This is a genomic window from Pseudomonas atacamensis, assembly GCF_017167965.1.
Taxonomy (GTDB): Bacteria; Pseudomonadota; Gammaproteobacteria; order Pseudomonadales; family Pseudomonadaceae; genus Aquipseudomonas; species Aquipseudomonas atacamensis.
The window spans coordinates 5,225,493-5,238,106 of the sequence record NZ_CP070503.1; the positions used below are offsets into that span (position 1 = coordinate 5,225,493).

Sequence of the window (12,614 nt, forward strand, 5' to 3'; positions counted from 1 at the left end):
TCGCGAAGACGGCTTCACATTCAACATCTTCATCGACTGACCCATCGCTTTCGCGAGCAGGCTCGCTCCCACAGTTTTTGATCGCATTCCTCCAGTTAGAACGCTGTCGACCTCCTGAACCGAGTATGTCGACGCTTCGAACGAGCGCTATACTCGCTCAAGGTAATTACCCGGGATCACGCCATGGCCATCGTACGTCGCAACCGAAAAAAATTGACCCAGGACGCCCTGATCCGCTCAATCGCCAGCTCCACAGCGATCGAGACCGGCCAAAGTGTCGATATGATCGAACGCAAGCTCAAGGCCAAATCCGGCAAATTCCAACACCTCGCATTGGCCAGGTAGGCTCCTCTCAAGCCCACAGTGCTCGCCGGACCCAATATTCCATTGGCTGGTAGTTGCAGTTGAGGCCTTGATTTATCGCAGCAAAGTAAGCCTCTTTGTTTCGCTCCCAACTGCTGTAATCCAGCGGAACATAGCCCGCCTGCACCGCCATCACGTCTGCAAGTAATCTGGACAACCGTCCATTACCCTCCCGGAATGGAGGAATCAAAATGAATTCCACATGCGTTACGGCGATGGCGTGAATGAGGTTCTCATCAAGATCAGGTTCACACGGGGTGAATTCAGCAAGGCGTTCCTTCTCAAAACCCTCTAACAAGCGCGGAATCTGTGGGGCCGCAGCAAAGAAAAACCGTCTTTGCCAAGGTTGACCGCCCGTATTTCACCCGCCCAAGGATAGATATTGCCCAGCCAGTACCGATGCCAATCCCTCAAGTCCTGAACAATAATTGACCGTGCCGGTAAACGCTCGATCAGAACCTGCTGGTAAAGTTTTTCCAGCAGAGTCAGCTCGGCATCATCCATCTCTTCAGGATCACTGATTCCCAGCTTGTTGCTCAGTACCTGCTCATCCGAGCCGGCCTGAAAACTGCCCTGTGCCCCCTCTGCCTCGTAACGATCAACCATTCCCGAACCTGCCGACCTGTTGATGATTCAAGGCACCTTAAGCCGGGTGACATGCGAGCGCAAAGGCAGAAATACAAACGGTCACCCAAAGGCGGCCGTTCAATTGATCGATAGCAAAGCCCGACGGGGTTCAAAGACCCATCACACCATTTCGTTACGAATCCATTCCACCACCGAGGTGCGCTTCGGCGTCCAGCCCAGCAGTTCGCGGGCGTGTTTACCGCGTACGCGGCTGTTGGAGCCGAGGCCGTAGTTGGCCATTTCATAGCCCCATTCGGCTTCGGCGTCTTGCAATGGCCAGTCTTGCGGTTCGCCCAGATTGAGGGCTTCGGCCATGGCGGTGGTCATGTCGATGAACGAGGCTTCACCGCTCTCGACGAAGTAGAAAGTGCCGGGCACGTTTTTGGTCAGCGCCAGCTGATACAGGGCGACGACGTCTTCGATGTGCACGTTGGACCAGATGTTCTGCCCTGTTCCGACGTGGCGAACGACGCCGCTTTTGCGCGCCTGTTTCAGCAGTCGCGGCAGTTGCACGCTGTCGCGGTTGACGCCCAGGCTGTGGCCGTAGATCAGGGTGTTGCAGATCACCGCCGAGTTCACGCCATCCTGCGCCGCCGCGAGCACGAGGTTGTCGATGGCTACGCGATCGGCCTTGTCGACAGTCGGCTCCGGCAGGTTGTCCTCATAGTAAATGTCATCGCTGGATTTGCCGCCGGAAGCGTCGCCGACAATGCTCGAACCGCTGGTGTGCAGAAAGACTTTGTTCGAGCCACGCAAAGCGTCGAGTAACGCTTCCACCGCACCGCGATGGTCGCTGCTGGCAGCGTTAATGACGGCATCGGCAGCGCGGGCCTGTTGCGCCAGCAATTGGCTGTCATCGAGGGTGCCGATTACCGCGTTCATGCCCAGTGCTTTCAGCTCATCAGCCTGCTCGGCGCTGCGCACCAGGCCGGTGATGTTGTGCCCGGCCTGCACCAGGCCGGTGGCGATGGAACCGCCGATAAAACCGGCCGCGCCGGTAACGAATACGTTCATGGAGGAACTCCCTGCGTGAATAAGTGATGCAGCGAGTATCGACCGATGAACCCAGGCGAAAAACCCGCCCTCGGCCAATTCACTCTTGCGCAGGGATCACGAATCAGCCCTTGAATTCGGCGCTGGCGTAGGCGGCGAGTTTGCTCTGGATAAAGTCGAGGAAACACTGAATGCGCAACGCCAGTTGCGAGTTGCGGTAGTACACGGCGTTGATCGGCTGGCGGTAGCCGCTGTTGAATTCGCCGAGCAGGACTTTCAGGCGCCCGGCACGGATGTCGTCGATGGTCATGAAGTGCGACAGACAGGCAATGCCCTGCCCTTCCAGCGCCAGATGGCGCACGGTCTCGCCGCTGGAAGCGCTGATCGCCGGGTTGATCGGCCAGCGGTCGCCGTGCACATAGCGCAGCGGCCATTGGTTGAGGCCTTCGTTGTGGGTGAAGCCGAGCAGCGTGTGTTCGCTCAAATCCGCCACTTGGCGTGGCGCGCCGTGCTTTTTCAAATAAGCGGGGCTGGCAACAATCATCAACGGACTGCAACCGAGCGAACGCGCATGCAGCGTCGAATCGGCGAGGGTGCCGATGCGGATGGCGACGTCGGTGCTTTGTTCCAGCAGGTCAATGATCAGGTCATTGCTGTTGAGTTCGAGCAGGATGTCCGGGTACAGCTGCCGGAATTCGTCGATGTAGGGGACGATGGCGTGGAGCATGAACGGCGAGGCGGCATTGATGCGCAGGCGTCCGGACGGAGTTTGCTGGCGCGAAGACAGACGCTCTTCGAGTTGATCCATCTGATCGAGAATCAGCTTGGCCTGTTCGAAGAAATACTTGCCCTCCTCGGTCAGGTCCATGCGCCGCGTGGTGCGGTTGATCAGCGTGGTGTCGAGCTTGGCTTCGAGCTTCGACAGCGTGCGACTGACGGCCGACGGCGTCTGGCCGACCTGCTCGGCGGCGGCGGAAATCGAACCGCACTCGATCACGCAGACGAAAATCTGCAACTCATCGGATCTGGCTTTCACGGGTGTCCTCGCTGGAATCGCCGATCGCAGCCTGTAGCCATGCCCCCTGTAGAGCTGCCGAAGGCTGCGATCTTTTGCTGTACCCGGATAGTAGCCCGAAACCCATCAAGCCTTGAGGCCAAACACCTCAGTCAGATGCTGCTCATAGCGCACCACATCATTGTCGATGTTCGGACGCTTCATTACGTCGACGCAGAGAAAGGTCGGCAGTGCGGTCATGCCCAGAAACTCGTTGGCCTTGTGGAACGGGAAGTACACCGCGTCCACGCCTTTGGCTTCGAAGAAATCCGTCGGGTCATCGAAGGCTTGCTGCGGCGCGTTCCAGGTCAGCGACAGCATGTATTGCTTGCCCTGAATCAGACCGCCACTGCCGTACTTCTGCGAAGCATCGGAGCGGGTGCGGCCGTCGCTGGCGTACAGGCTGCCGTGGCCTTCGGTGAAAACTTCGTCGATGTACTTTTTCACCGTCCACGGCGCGCCCATCCACCAGCCCGGCATCTGATAAATGATCACGTCGGCCCAGAGGAATTTCGCCACTTCTTCGGCAACGTCGTAGCCCTCGTCGATAAACGTGGTCTTGACGTCGACACCGCCGCGATCGAGCACGCTCAGCGCGGTTTCGTGCAGGGTGGTGTTGTAGCGGCCATCGGAGTGGGCGAATTTTTTACCGCCATTGAGCAGCAGGACTTTTTTCATCGAAAAACCTCGGCGCAGCCTTCAAGGCTGGATTGAAACAGGAATTGGAATGGCGGCAGATTAACCATCGATCTCGCGCGGAAACAGCCACGTCGGCGCAAAATACATTTGATTAAAACGCACGAATCGATCACCAATTGTTGCCGTAGCATCGCCGCTTTCTGCATTCGAGGAAGTTGTGATGAGTGAACGCCAGGGTTTCATCCTGCACGCCAAGACCCGCCCGGAAAAAGCCGCCGAATTCGAAGCGCTGTTCCGTGCTTACGTGGAGCCGAGCCGCGCCGAACCGGGCTGCATCGAGTACCACATGCTGCGCGACCAGCAGGATCCGACGCTGTTTATCTTCTACGAGATCTGGGCCAGCCAGGCGCATCTGGATGAGCACTCGGCATTGCCGCACATGAAAGCGTTTTTCGCTAGGCGCATGGACTATCTGGAGCGCGATTTCGATATTCGCGCGATCGACATGCTCAGCGAATCCTCGGCTAGCCGCTGATCAGCAAATGGGCGCCGAGCGCGCCCAGTCCGATAAAGAACACGCGCTTGAACAGCATCGCACTGATGCGCTGACGCAACCATTGGCCAAGCCACATGCCAAGCATGGCCGGGATCAGCGCCAGCAGCGAGGCGCTCAATTCGCCACCGCCGAGTGCGCCGTGCCAGAACAGCCCGAGCGCCAGCGCCAGGGTCGAGACGGTGAAGGACAGGCCGAGTGCCTGCACCAGTTCATCGCGGCTCAGCCCCAACGCTTGCAAGTACGGCACCGCCGGAATCACGAAGACGCCGGTGGCGGAGGTGATGACGCCGGTGATCAGGCCACACAGCGGGCCGAGCCAGCGTTCATGACGCGGGTTGACGTGCAAAGTCGGCAGAAACAGTCCGCTCAATGCATACAGCAACAACGCCGCGCCAAGTCCGCGCACCACCCAATGGCCGCCGGCCATGCCGATCCACAGGGTGCCGATGCCGGTGCCGAGGAAGATCATCAGCAGCATCGGCCAGAGGCGTTTGATCAAGCTTTTCAAATGGCCACCGAAGGCCAGTTGCCAGAGGTTGGTCAGGGTCGCCGGGATGATCAACAGCGCGGCTGCCTGCGCCGGTGCCATAGCCAGACCGAGCAGGCCCATCGCGACGGTGGGCAGGCCGAGGCCGATCACGCCTTTGACCGTGCCGGCGAGCAAGAAGGTGGCGATGACCAGCAGGGACAGGGTCGGGCCGAGGGTTTGGTAGAAGTCGGTCAGTGTGTGCATTGGAGTAATGTGCACTGATCCGGGCTGGGGGAAAATCTGCCATATACTGAGGCAGCCTCTTCCTTTGCAAGAGGCTGACATCGGCGTTGAGGCATCTGGCCTCTTCGCGAGCAGGCTCGCTCCCACAGGGACTCATGTACAGCGCAGATCCCGTGTGGGAGCGAGCCTGCTCGCGAAAGGGCCAGCCCAGCCACCGCAAAACCAAAGGCAACCCCATGCACTTCGACCTCACCGACCTGCGCCTCTACCTGCACATTCTCGACACCGGCAACATCACCGCCGGCGCCGCCCGCAGCCACTTGTCCCTCGCCGCCGCCAGTGCTCGAATCCGCGCGATGGAAGCCTCGCTGGGCGCTGAATTCCTCGAACGTGGTCGGCGTGGCGTCACCCCGACGCCTGCCGGCAAAGCCCTCGCCCGCCATGCGCGTATCCTTTTGCAACAGGCCGAACGCATGCAGCAGGACCTTGCCGATTATGCGCAAGGCGTCAAAGGCCAGGTGCGGCTGTTGTGCAACACCACGGCGATCACCGAGTACCTGCCGGAAGTGCTCGCGGATTTCCTGCGCAGCCATCCCAATCTCGACATCGATCTACAGGAACTGCCCAGCGCGCGGATCACCCATGCCTTGCGCGAAGGCGCAGCGGACTTGGGCATCGTCTCCGACGCGGTCGACACCAACGGCTTACAGACTCAAGCGTTTCGTGATGATCCGCTGGTGCTGATTCTGCCGCTCGATCACCCGTTGTCCGACGCCACCGAGGTCAGTTTCAGCGACGCGTTGCAGCACGACTTTGTCGGACTCAGCGCCGACAGCGCATTGGCGATCTATCTGGAAGAACAGGCGCTGCACAGCGGCGCACGAATGCAGGTGCGCATTCGCGCCGATGGCTTTGATGGAGCAATGCGCATGGTCGCCCGAGGTGCCGGCCTGACCATCGTGCCGTTGGCCGCTGTCCAACGCGCGATGCTCGAGCAGTTCAAGTGCGTGACTCTGAATGAGCCATGGGCGCGTCGCAGGTTATTGCTCTGCGCGAGAGACTTCGCCGCGCTGCCGGGTTATGCCCAGGCATTGTTACAAGCGCTCACCGCTGCGCGCGTTTCTGAGCACTCCGATGTCGACCCCAGACAACTGAACGACACCCGGGCGCTATAGGGTGCGACTTCGATCTCAAGTCACTTGCCCGGAGTCCCCATGACCGCGACCGCCCCTATCACCGTTCTGCGCGACACTCACCCGCTGCCGGTACTCGACGCCTGCAAATGGGAAAAACTCGAAGGCGACCCGCACACCGTCAACCTCAACGCCTACACCAGCGAAGACGGCAGCAAGATCATGGGCACCTGGATCTGCACGCCGGGCAAGTGGCGCGTCGATTATGTGAAGTGGGAGTACTGCCATTTCCAGGAAGGCTACTGCGTGATCACCCCGGACGGCATGGCGCCGATTCATCTGCGTGCTGGCGATATCTTCGTGGTTGAGCCGGGCATGAAGGGCACGTGGGAAGTGGTCGAGACCGTGCGCAAATACTTTGTCTTCGCCTGATGCAAAAAAGCCGGGAAATCACCCGACGTGATTTCCCGGCAAATGTCCCGGCGTTGCTAAAACCTGTGGCGAGGGGATTTATCCCCCCTCGACTGCGCAGCCGTCGCAAACCCTGAGCACTCGGTTTACCTGACACAATCCAGGGGGCTGCTGCGCAACCCAACGGGGATAAATCCCCTCACCACAAAGGTCTGACCGCGATTACTGCGGCTTGCGATAGCTGTTGATGATCGCCGAGAAATCCTTCCCGCCGTCACCGCGCTGGCTCATCGCCTGATACAACTGCTGCGCCACCGCGCCGAGCACCACCGGTTGGTGCGCCTGCCGCGCCGCTTCCGTCGCCAGCCCGAGATCCTTGAGCATCAGTTCCGCGCCGAAACCACCGGTATAACCGCGCGAGGCCGGCGCCGTTTCGACGATGCCCGGCCACGGGTTGTACATCTCCGAACTCCAGCAGCGGCCGGTCGAGCTGTTGATGATTCCGGCCAGCACGCCGGTGTCGATCCCCAGCGCATCGCCCAACGCCATCGCCTCACTGACGCCAACCATCGAGATCGCCAGCAGCAGGTTGTTGCAGATCTTGGCGATCTGGCCGGTGCCGACTTCACCGCAATGCACGATGTTGCGGCCCATCTGCGCCAGCACCGGTTGCAGGGTGGCGAACAGTTCCGGGGTGGAGCCGACCATGAAGGTCAGCGTGCCGGCGGTCGCGCCGCCAGTGCCGCCGGAGACCGGCGCATCGGCCATGGCCACGCCGTGTTTGGCGGCGGCCGCAGCAACGTCGCGGGCGGTCTGCGGATCGATAGTGCTGCAATCCACCGCCGGCACGCCTTGGCGAATGCCGGCGAGCACGCCCTCTTCACCCAGCCAGACACTGCGCACGTGCACAGCCGCCGGGAGCATGGTGATCACCAGTTCGGCATCTTCCGCCGCCTCGCGGGCTGAAGCGCGGATGGTGCCGCCCAGTTGCTCGAGTTCCGCCAGCACGGTTTTGTTCAGGTCGACCAGATTCAGCGAGTGGCCGGCCTTGATCAGGTTGCGCGCCATCGGCGCGCCCATGTTGCCCAGCCCGATAAATGCGATTTTCATGATCGAATCCTCAGCGCAGGTTGATGGTGGTGTTCACGCCGTCGTTGACGCTGTCGTCATCGAACCAGCGCGCCGTGACCGTTTTGGTCTGCGTGTAGAACTGCACCACTTGTTTGCCGTACGGGCCGAGGTCGCCGAGTTTCGAACCGCGTGAACCGGTGAAGCTGAAGAACGGCACCGGCACTGGAATCGGGATGTTGATGCCGACCTGACCGACATCGATTTCAGTCTGAAATTTACGCGCCGCCGCGCCGCTCTGGGTGAACAGGCCAGTGCCGTTGCCGAACGGATTGGCGTTGACCAGCGCGATCGCCTGATCGAGGGTGTCGACTTCCAGCACCACCAGCACCGGGCCGAAGATTTCCTGGGTGTAGATCTGCATGTCGGTGGTCACCCCGGAGAACAGGGTCGGGCCGACAAAGTTGCCTTGCTCGTAGCCCGGCACGCTGATGTCGCGACCGTCGAGTTCAAGCTTGGCACCTTCCTTGATGCCGCTTTCGATCAGTTCGAGAATCCGCGCCTTGGCCTTTTTCGAAATCACCGGGCCGACATCGGTGCCCGGCTCGCTGCCGGCGTTGACCTTGAGTTTCTGCGCCAGCGCTTTCAGGTCTGGCAGCCACTGTTTTGCGGCACCGACCAGCACCACCACCGACGTGGCCATGCAACGTTGCCCGGCGGCACCGAAACCGGCGCCGACCAAGGCATTCAGCGCTTGCTCGCGATTGGCGTCCGGCAGTACCACAGCGTGGTTTTTTGCGCCCATCATCGACTGCACGCGCTTGCCGTATTTGCCGGCCAGATCATAAACGTGGGTGCCGACAGCGGTCGAACCGACGAACGACACGGCTTTGATGTCCTTGTGCGTGCACAGGCCATCGACCACATCCTTGCCGCCATGAACGACGTTGAGCACGCCCGCCGGAACGCCAGCCTCAATGGCCAGTTCCACCAGCAGCATGGTCGACAGCGGATCCTGTTCCGACGGCTTGAGCACGAAGGTGTTGCCGCAGGCGATCGCCATCGGGAACATCCACAGCGGAATCATCGCCGGGAAGTTGAACGGCGTGATGCCGGCGCAGACGCCGATCGGCTGGCGCAGGGTGTAAGTGTCGACGCCGCCGGCGACGTTCTCGGCGAACTCGCCCATTTGCAGGGTGCCGATCGAGCACGCGTGCTCGACCACTTCCAGGCCACGGAAAATATCGCCCTCGGCATCAGCAATGGTCTTGCCCTGCTCGGCGCTGAGGACCACGGCGATGCGCTTGGAGTGCTCGCGGATCAGCGCTTGCAGCTTGAGCATGATGCGCATCCGCGCGCCGATCGGGGTCAGTTTCCAGGTCTGGAACGCGCGCTGCGCGGCGCTGACAGCGGCATCGACCTCTGCCGCGGTGGCGAACGGAACCTTGGCCAGCACTTGCTGGGTGGCCGGGTTGACGATGTCGTGCCACTCGGTGGTCTGCGACTCGACCCATTCGCCGTCGATCAGCAGTTTGACCTTTTGCAGCGTGGTGTCGTTGGGCGTAAGCGATGCGTTCATGCTGGTCTCCAGAACTTGTTTTTATCGTAGGAGCCAAGGCGAAAGGTTCGCCTTGAGATGAGGCGTGTGTCACGAATTGGTTGTCGGACTGTTTTTGGAGTATAGATGTGCAAACTTCTAATAAGAACGCACATATAAGCCCGACCATCATGCAAAAAAACATCACCTCGCTAGGCTCGCTGAACTGGGACGACCTGAAGTTTTTCCTCGAAGTCGCCCGCACCCGCAAGGCCAGCACCGCCGCCAAACGCCTGGCTGTCGACTACACCACGGTGTCGCGACGGATCAGTTCGCTGGAAGCGGCGCTCGGCACATTACTGTTCGAAAAATCCCGCACCAGCGGCTTCGTCCTGACCACTGAAGGCCAGCGCTTGCTCGGTTATGCCGAGTCGATCGAAAGCACGTTGCACATGGCCTGCGAGCAAGTCTCGGGCTCGGGCGTTGCCCTGTCCGGACACGTGCGCATGGGCTGTACTGAAGGCTTCGGCAGCTTCTTCATCACCCCGCAGTTGAGCCACTTCGTCGACGCCTACCCGGCAATCTCCGTGGACATCCTGCCGCTGCCGCACTTCATCAGCCTGTCCAAGCGCGAGGCCGACATCGTCATTGCCCTCGAGCGGCCGGAGCACGGGCCGTACGTCTGCTGCAAACTCTGCGACTACCGCTTGCAGCTGTACGCAACCCAGGACTATCTGGACAAACACCCACCCATCCGCCACCCGGCCGACTTGAGCAAGCATCAATTCATCAGTTATGTGGATGATCTGGCGTTCAGCTCGGAGCTGCTCTACCTGGCCAACGTGCTGCCCGGCGCCAGCGCGCATTTGCGCAGCACCAGCGTGATCGCGCAATACGTCGCCGCGCAGCAGGGCCGCTCGCTGGCGATCCTGCCGTGCTTCCTCGCCGCACAGGATCCACGATTGCTGCCGGTGTTGCCGGAGGAAATCGACATCACCCGGCAGTTCTGGATGTACTGCCGGGAGGATCTGCGCAAGTTGAAGCGGATCACCCTGTTGTGGGATTACATCCGCGAGGTGACTGAGCGTAATCAGGCGTTGTTGATGGGTGAAACGCGGGAGATGCGCTTTGCCGATTAATCGGCGCTGACCACGATCGACACCCGGCGATTTTCCGTGCGCCCCGCTGCGGTGTCGTTGGAAGCCACCGGTTCGCTGCTGCCCAGGCCTTGCAGCTGGATGTTTTCCGGCTTCATGCCGACCGTGCCGAGGACGTTGGCGACGCTCTTGGCCCGACGCAGCGACAGTTGCTGATTGTAGATTTCCTTGCCCGACGCATCGGTGTGGCCATCTACCCGAACGCGCTCGATACCCACGCCGAGCAGCGCCTTGCCGATGCGTTCGACGATTTCCGTGCTGGCTGCGTTCAGGCTTTCGACATCGCTGCCAAACAACACTTTGCCCGACAGGCCGAACTCCCAACCGTCGTCGGTCAACTCGAAACCCTGCTGTTTGAGCACGGCGACCTGCGCCGGTGTCAGGCCTTTCTGCGGGGCGGTCTGGCAACCGCTCAGGGTCAGCGCGGCGATCAGCAGCAATGCGGAAAACAGTCGAAAGGGAAGTGTGAACACGGGCATCAGCTCCTGGTGTGAACGGAATCGACCGGGCGCTCCGACCCGGCGGTGAATTGCGCGCCACGCGACAGGCGCTTGGCCTGATACATCGCCGCGTCGGCTGAGTTGAGCAAGGCACCCGGCGTGGCGCCATGATCGGGGTAAACGGCGATGCCGATACTCAGCGAGGTCACTACACTGCTGTCGCCGGGCAGGGTGATCGGCATGTCCATGCTGGCGAGAATCTTGTCTGCGATGTGCTCAGCGTCTTCGACCGTGTGCAGCGGCGCGAGCAGCACGGCGAACTCGTCGCCGCCCAGCCGCGCGACCAGATCATCCTCGCGCAATTGCGCTCGCACGCGATTGGCGATCGCCACCAGCACGGCGTCGCCCGAGGCGTGGCCGAAGTTATCGTTGATGCCTTTGAAGCGGTCGCTGTCGAGAAACAGCACGGCGACCCGCTCATCGTGTTTTTTGCCGTTGCGCAAGGCGCGCATCAAGCGGCCTTCGAAAAACGCACGGTTGGGCAAACCGGTGAGGCTGTCGTGGGTCGCTTGATGGGCGAGGGTTTCGTTTTCGTTCTGCAGATGGGTTTGCCACGACTCGAGTTCGCCGAGCAAGGCATTGAAGTCGTTGCCCAGATTGTCCAGTTCGGCGATTTGCGCCGGCGGCACGCGCCGATCCAGCGCTCGTTCGCTACGGGCGGCGTGGGCGACGGCGGCGAGGCTGTGTAACGGGCCGATGATCGCGCGCAACTGCCGCCGCGCCAGATAGAGCGCGACCCAGGCGCTGATCGCGGTGCACAGCACAATCCCGGCCAGGCCGCTGAGCAGGAAGCGCATCAGGCTGCCGCCGTGGCCGATGAGCAGGACGCGACCGATTTCACGGTCCTGATGCTCGATCGGCAGGCTGACCGGTTTTTCCAGAATGGCGCGGGCGATCCGCATTTCCAGCTCGGAGAACAAACCGGTCTCAGCGCGCTGCCATTGCGCGATCAATTGGCCTTGCGCGTCCAGCACTCGGGCATCTGCCACTTCCTCGGTGGAAGCGATGATCGCCAGCGCCTCGGTTGCCGCCGCTTTGTCATTGAACACGACGGCTGCTTCGACGGTGTAGCTGATCGAACGGGCGATCAAGTGCAGGTTGTGATCGGCATAGACCCGCAGCGCGAGCACGCCCAGCAAGGTCAGCGAAACACTGGCCATTGCCACCGCCACCAGCGCGACAATCAAATGCCCACGGCCGATGACCGAGCCCAGGGTCGGGCGAGCCTTCCAACTGAACAGCTTCATGGCGCTGCCGCTTTGCGACGGGACAACTGCAACACGCTGGGGTGTATGCGCACACCACTGCGAGCCACGGAGTCGAGATTGACCTCGAACGACACTTGCTCATCGCCAACGCGCAAGCAGAACAGACTGCCGACGGTGCATTGATCGTCTGCTTCGCTGATGCTCAGCACCGGGTGCCCAATCAACGATGCAAACAGACGACTGCGTTCATCGGCGGTGAGCTTGCCGATGTACACCGCATCGCATTCGCTGATGATGCCCGGGTTGTCCGCCAGCAGACGCCGCACAGCCACCGGCCGGCCCGTGGCTTGGGTGGTGCCTTTGACCAGGTCATCGGTGTATTCGGTGGGGCCGACGATGCACAGGCGCAATTGCGCCGGTTCCACCGGCCAGCGTGCATAACTGAGGATGCCAAGCACCACTTGCGTGACCGCTTTGGCCCGTTGCTCGGCCGGCCCGGTTTGCGCTTGGGCGATGGCGCTGCCCGTGAACAACCAGAGCAAAACGATCAGCAATGCGTGCTGGCAGGCCACCACACGCTGTGTCGCCCAGACGGCCACCTTCATGGAGGGATTCTCTTGGAGCGTAACGAAATGATGCCGCAACGATAGCACAGC

The 12,614-nt window shown here is 61.1% G+C and carries 16 protein-coding genes; 5 read left to right on the plus strand and 11 right to left on the minus strand.

Annotated elements, in window-relative coordinates; translation table 11 throughout:
• Positions 1-183: 183 nt before the first annotated feature.
• Positions 184-345 (plus strand): hypothetical protein, encoded by a 162-nt coding sequence (locus JWU58_RS23855; RefSeq protein ID WP_016771791.1) that lies wholly within the window; start codon positions 184-186, stop codon positions 343-345.
• A 7-nt stretch (positions 346-352) separates the two neighbouring features.
• On the opposite strand, the gene JWU58_RS27370 is transcribed toward JWU58_RS23855, so the two are convergent.
• The 5 genes from JWU58_RS27370 to mdaB all read right to left on the minus strand — a co-directional run bounded on the left by JWU58_RS27370 (position 353) and on the right by mdaB (position 3,715).
• Entirely contained in the window at positions 353-661 is a 309-nt protein-coding gene (locus JWU58_RS27370) for a Fic family protein (RefSeq protein ID WP_241196139.1), read from the minus strand.
• Positions 655-969: a hypothetical protein gene (locus JWU58_RS27375; RefSeq protein WP_241196140.1), complete on the minus strand. Its 315-nt coding sequence runs from the start codon at positions 967-969 to the stop codon at positions 655-657. Before JWU58_RS27375 ends, JWU58_RS27370 begins: the two co-directional genes overlap by 7 nt.
• Positions 970-1,110: 141 nt before the next feature.
• A complete protein-coding gene (locus JWU58_RS23865; protein WP_206421079.1) occupies positions 1,111-2,004 on the minus strand; it encodes an NAD-dependent epimerase/dehydratase family protein in 894 nt (297 codons plus the stop codon).
• Positions 2,005-2,107: 103 nt separating this feature from the next.
• Positions 2,108-3,019, minus strand: coding sequence for a LysR family transcriptional regulator (locus tag JWU58_RS23870; protein WP_206421080.1), 912 nt, complete (start codon positions 3,017-3,019; stop codon positions 2,108-2,110).
• Between the two features lie 105 nt (positions 3,020-3,124).
• On the minus strand, positions 3,125-3,715 hold the full coding sequence (gene mdaB, locus JWU58_RS23875) for an NADPH:quinone oxidoreductase MdaB (RefSeq protein ID WP_016771795.1): 591 nt from the start codon (positions 3,713-3,715) through the stop codon (positions 3,125-3,127).
• Positions 3,716-3,896: 181 nt separating this feature from the next.
• On the opposite strand from mdaB, the gene JWU58_RS23880 reads away from it, so the two are divergent.
• A complete protein-coding gene (locus tag JWU58_RS23880) occupies positions 3,897-4,211 on the plus strand; it encodes a putative quinol monooxygenase (protein WP_130927351.1) in 315 nt (104 codons plus the stop codon).
• On the opposite strand, the gene JWU58_RS23885 is transcribed toward JWU58_RS23880, so the two are convergent.
• Positions 4,201-4,965, minus strand: a complete 765-nt coding sequence (locus JWU58_RS23885) for a sulfite exporter TauE/SafE family protein (RefSeq protein ID WP_206421081.1) — start codon at positions 4,963-4,965, stop codon at positions 4,201-4,203. The two genes, JWU58_RS23880 and JWU58_RS23885, sit on opposite strands and share 11 nt — an antisense overlap.
• 215 nt (positions 4,966-5,180) lie before the next feature.
• Here JWU58_RS23885 and JWU58_RS23890 point away from each other — a divergent pair, with 215 nt between their 5' ends.
• Both JWU58_RS23890 and JWU58_RS23895 read left to right on the plus strand, forming a co-directional pair.
• Positions 5,181-6,119, plus strand: coding sequence for a LysR substrate-binding domain-containing protein (locus JWU58_RS23890; RefSeq protein ID WP_206421082.1), 939 nt, complete (start codon positions 5,181-5,183; stop codon positions 6,117-6,119).
• A 39-nt stretch (positions 6,120-6,158) separates the two neighbouring features.
• Positions 6,159-6,509, plus strand: a complete 351-nt coding sequence (locus JWU58_RS23895) for a cupin domain-containing protein (protein ID WP_016770579.1) — start codon at positions 6,159-6,161, stop codon at positions 6,507-6,509.
• A 201-nt stretch (positions 6,510-6,710) separates the two neighbouring features.
• Here the strand turns inward: JWU58_RS23895 and mmsB are convergent, their stop codons facing one another.
• The gene (gene mmsB, locus JWU58_RS23900) at positions 6,711-7,598 is read right to left on the minus strand and encodes a 3-hydroxyisobutyrate dehydrogenase (protein WP_206421083.1); all 888 of its coding nucleotides are present in this window, start codon (positions 7,596-7,598) and stop codon (positions 6,711-6,713) included.
• Positions 7,599-7,608: 10 nt separating this feature from the next.
• Positions 7,609-9,135 carry a CoA-acylating methylmalonate-semialdehyde dehydrogenase gene (locus JWU58_RS23905; protein WP_137215566.1) on the minus strand — a complete coding sequence of 509 codons (1,527 nt, stop codon included), beginning with the start codon at positions 9,133-9,135 and terminating at the stop codon, positions 7,609-7,611.
• A 149-nt stretch (positions 9,136-9,284) separates the two neighbouring features.
• On the opposite strand from JWU58_RS23905, the gene JWU58_RS23910 reads away from it, so the two are divergent.
• Complete coding sequence (locus tag JWU58_RS23910) at positions 9,285-10,232, plus strand: LysR family transcriptional regulator (protein WP_123443340.1); 948 nt, start codon at positions 9,285-9,287, stop codon at positions 10,230-10,232.
• On the opposite strand, the gene yfiB is transcribed toward JWU58_RS23910, so the two are convergent.
• From yfiB to yfiR, 3 genes are read right to left on the minus strand one after another with little or no spacing between them, the layout of a single operon-like run.
• A complete protein-coding gene (gene yfiB / locus JWU58_RS23915; RefSeq protein ID WP_206421084.1) occupies positions 10,229-10,729 on the minus strand; it encodes an outer membrane lipoprotein YfiB in 501 nt (166 codons plus the stop codon). The two genes, JWU58_RS23910 and yfiB, sit on opposite strands and share 4 nt — an antisense overlap.
• Positions 10,729-11,997 carry a diguanylate cyclase DgcN/YfiN gene (gene dgcN, locus JWU58_RS23920; RefSeq protein WP_206421085.1) on the minus strand — a complete coding sequence of 423 codons (1,269 nt, stop codon included), beginning with the start codon at positions 11,995-11,997 and terminating at the stop codon, positions 10,729-10,731. Before dgcN ends, yfiB begins: the two co-directional genes overlap by 1 nt.
• The gene (gene yfiR, locus JWU58_RS23925) at positions 11,994-12,563 is read right to left on the minus strand and encodes a regulatory sequestration protein YfiR (protein WP_206421086.1); all 570 of its coding nucleotides are present in this window, start codon (positions 12,561-12,563) and stop codon (positions 11,994-11,996) included. The genes dgcN and yfiR overlap by 4 nt, the downstream gene beginning before the upstream one ends.
• Between the last annotated feature and the right edge of the window lie 51 nt (positions 12,564-12,614).

Bases quoted from the DNA above. Each gene is read 5' to 3' on its own strand.
- JWU58_RS23855 (WP_016771791.1), top strand. From the start codon at position 184: ATGGCCATCGTACGTCGCAACCGAAAAAAATTGACCCAGGACGCCCTG.
- JWU58_RS27375 (WP_241196140.1), bottom strand. From the start codon at position 969: ATGGTTGATCGTTACGAGGCAGAGGGGGCACAGGGCAGTTTTCAGGCC.
- JWU58_RS23865 (WP_206421079.1), bottom strand. From the start codon at position 2,004: ATGAACGTATTCGTTACCGGCGCGGCCGGTTTTATCGGCGGTTCCATC.
- mdaB (WP_016771795.1), bottom strand. From the start codon at position 3,715: ATGAAAAAAGTCCTGCTGCTCAATGGCGGTAAAAAATTCGCCCACTCC.
- JWU58_RS23880 (WP_130927351.1), top strand. From the start codon at position 3,897: ATGAGTGAACGCCAGGGTTTCATCCTGCACGCCAAGACCCGCCCGGAA.
- JWU58_RS23885 (WP_206421081.1), bottom strand. From the start codon at position 4,965: ATGCACACACTGACCGACTTCTACCAAACCCTCGGCCCGACCCTGTCC.
- JWU58_RS23890 (WP_206421082.1), top strand. From the start codon at position 5,181: ATGCACTTCGACCTCACCGACCTGCGCCTCTACCTGCACATTCTCGAC.
- JWU58_RS23895 (WP_016770579.1), top strand. From the start codon at position 6,159: ATGACCGCGACCGCCCCTATCACCGTTCTGCGCGACACTCACCCGCTG.
- mmsB (WP_206421083.1), bottom strand. From the start codon at position 7,598: ATGAAAATCGCATTTATCGGGCTGGGCAACATGGGCGCGCCGATGGCG.
- JWU58_RS23905 (WP_137215566.1), bottom strand. From the start codon at position 9,135: ATGAACGCATCGCTTACGCCCAACGACACCACGCTGCAAAAGGTCAAA.
- JWU58_RS23910 (WP_123443340.1), top strand. From the start codon at position 9,285: ATGCAAAAAAACATCACCTCGCTAGGCTCGCTGAACTGGGACGACCTG.
- yfiB (WP_206421084.1), bottom strand. From the start codon at position 10,729: ATGCCCGTGTTCACACTTCCCTTTCGACTGTTTTCCGCATTGCTGCTG.
- dgcN (WP_206421085.1), bottom strand. From the start codon at position 11,997: ATGAAGCTGTTCAGTTGGAAGGCTCGCCCGACCCTGGGCTCGGTCATC.
- yfiR (WP_206421086.1), bottom strand. From the start codon at position 12,563: ATGAAGGTGGCCGTCTGGGCGACACAGCGTGTGGTGGCCTGCCAGCAC.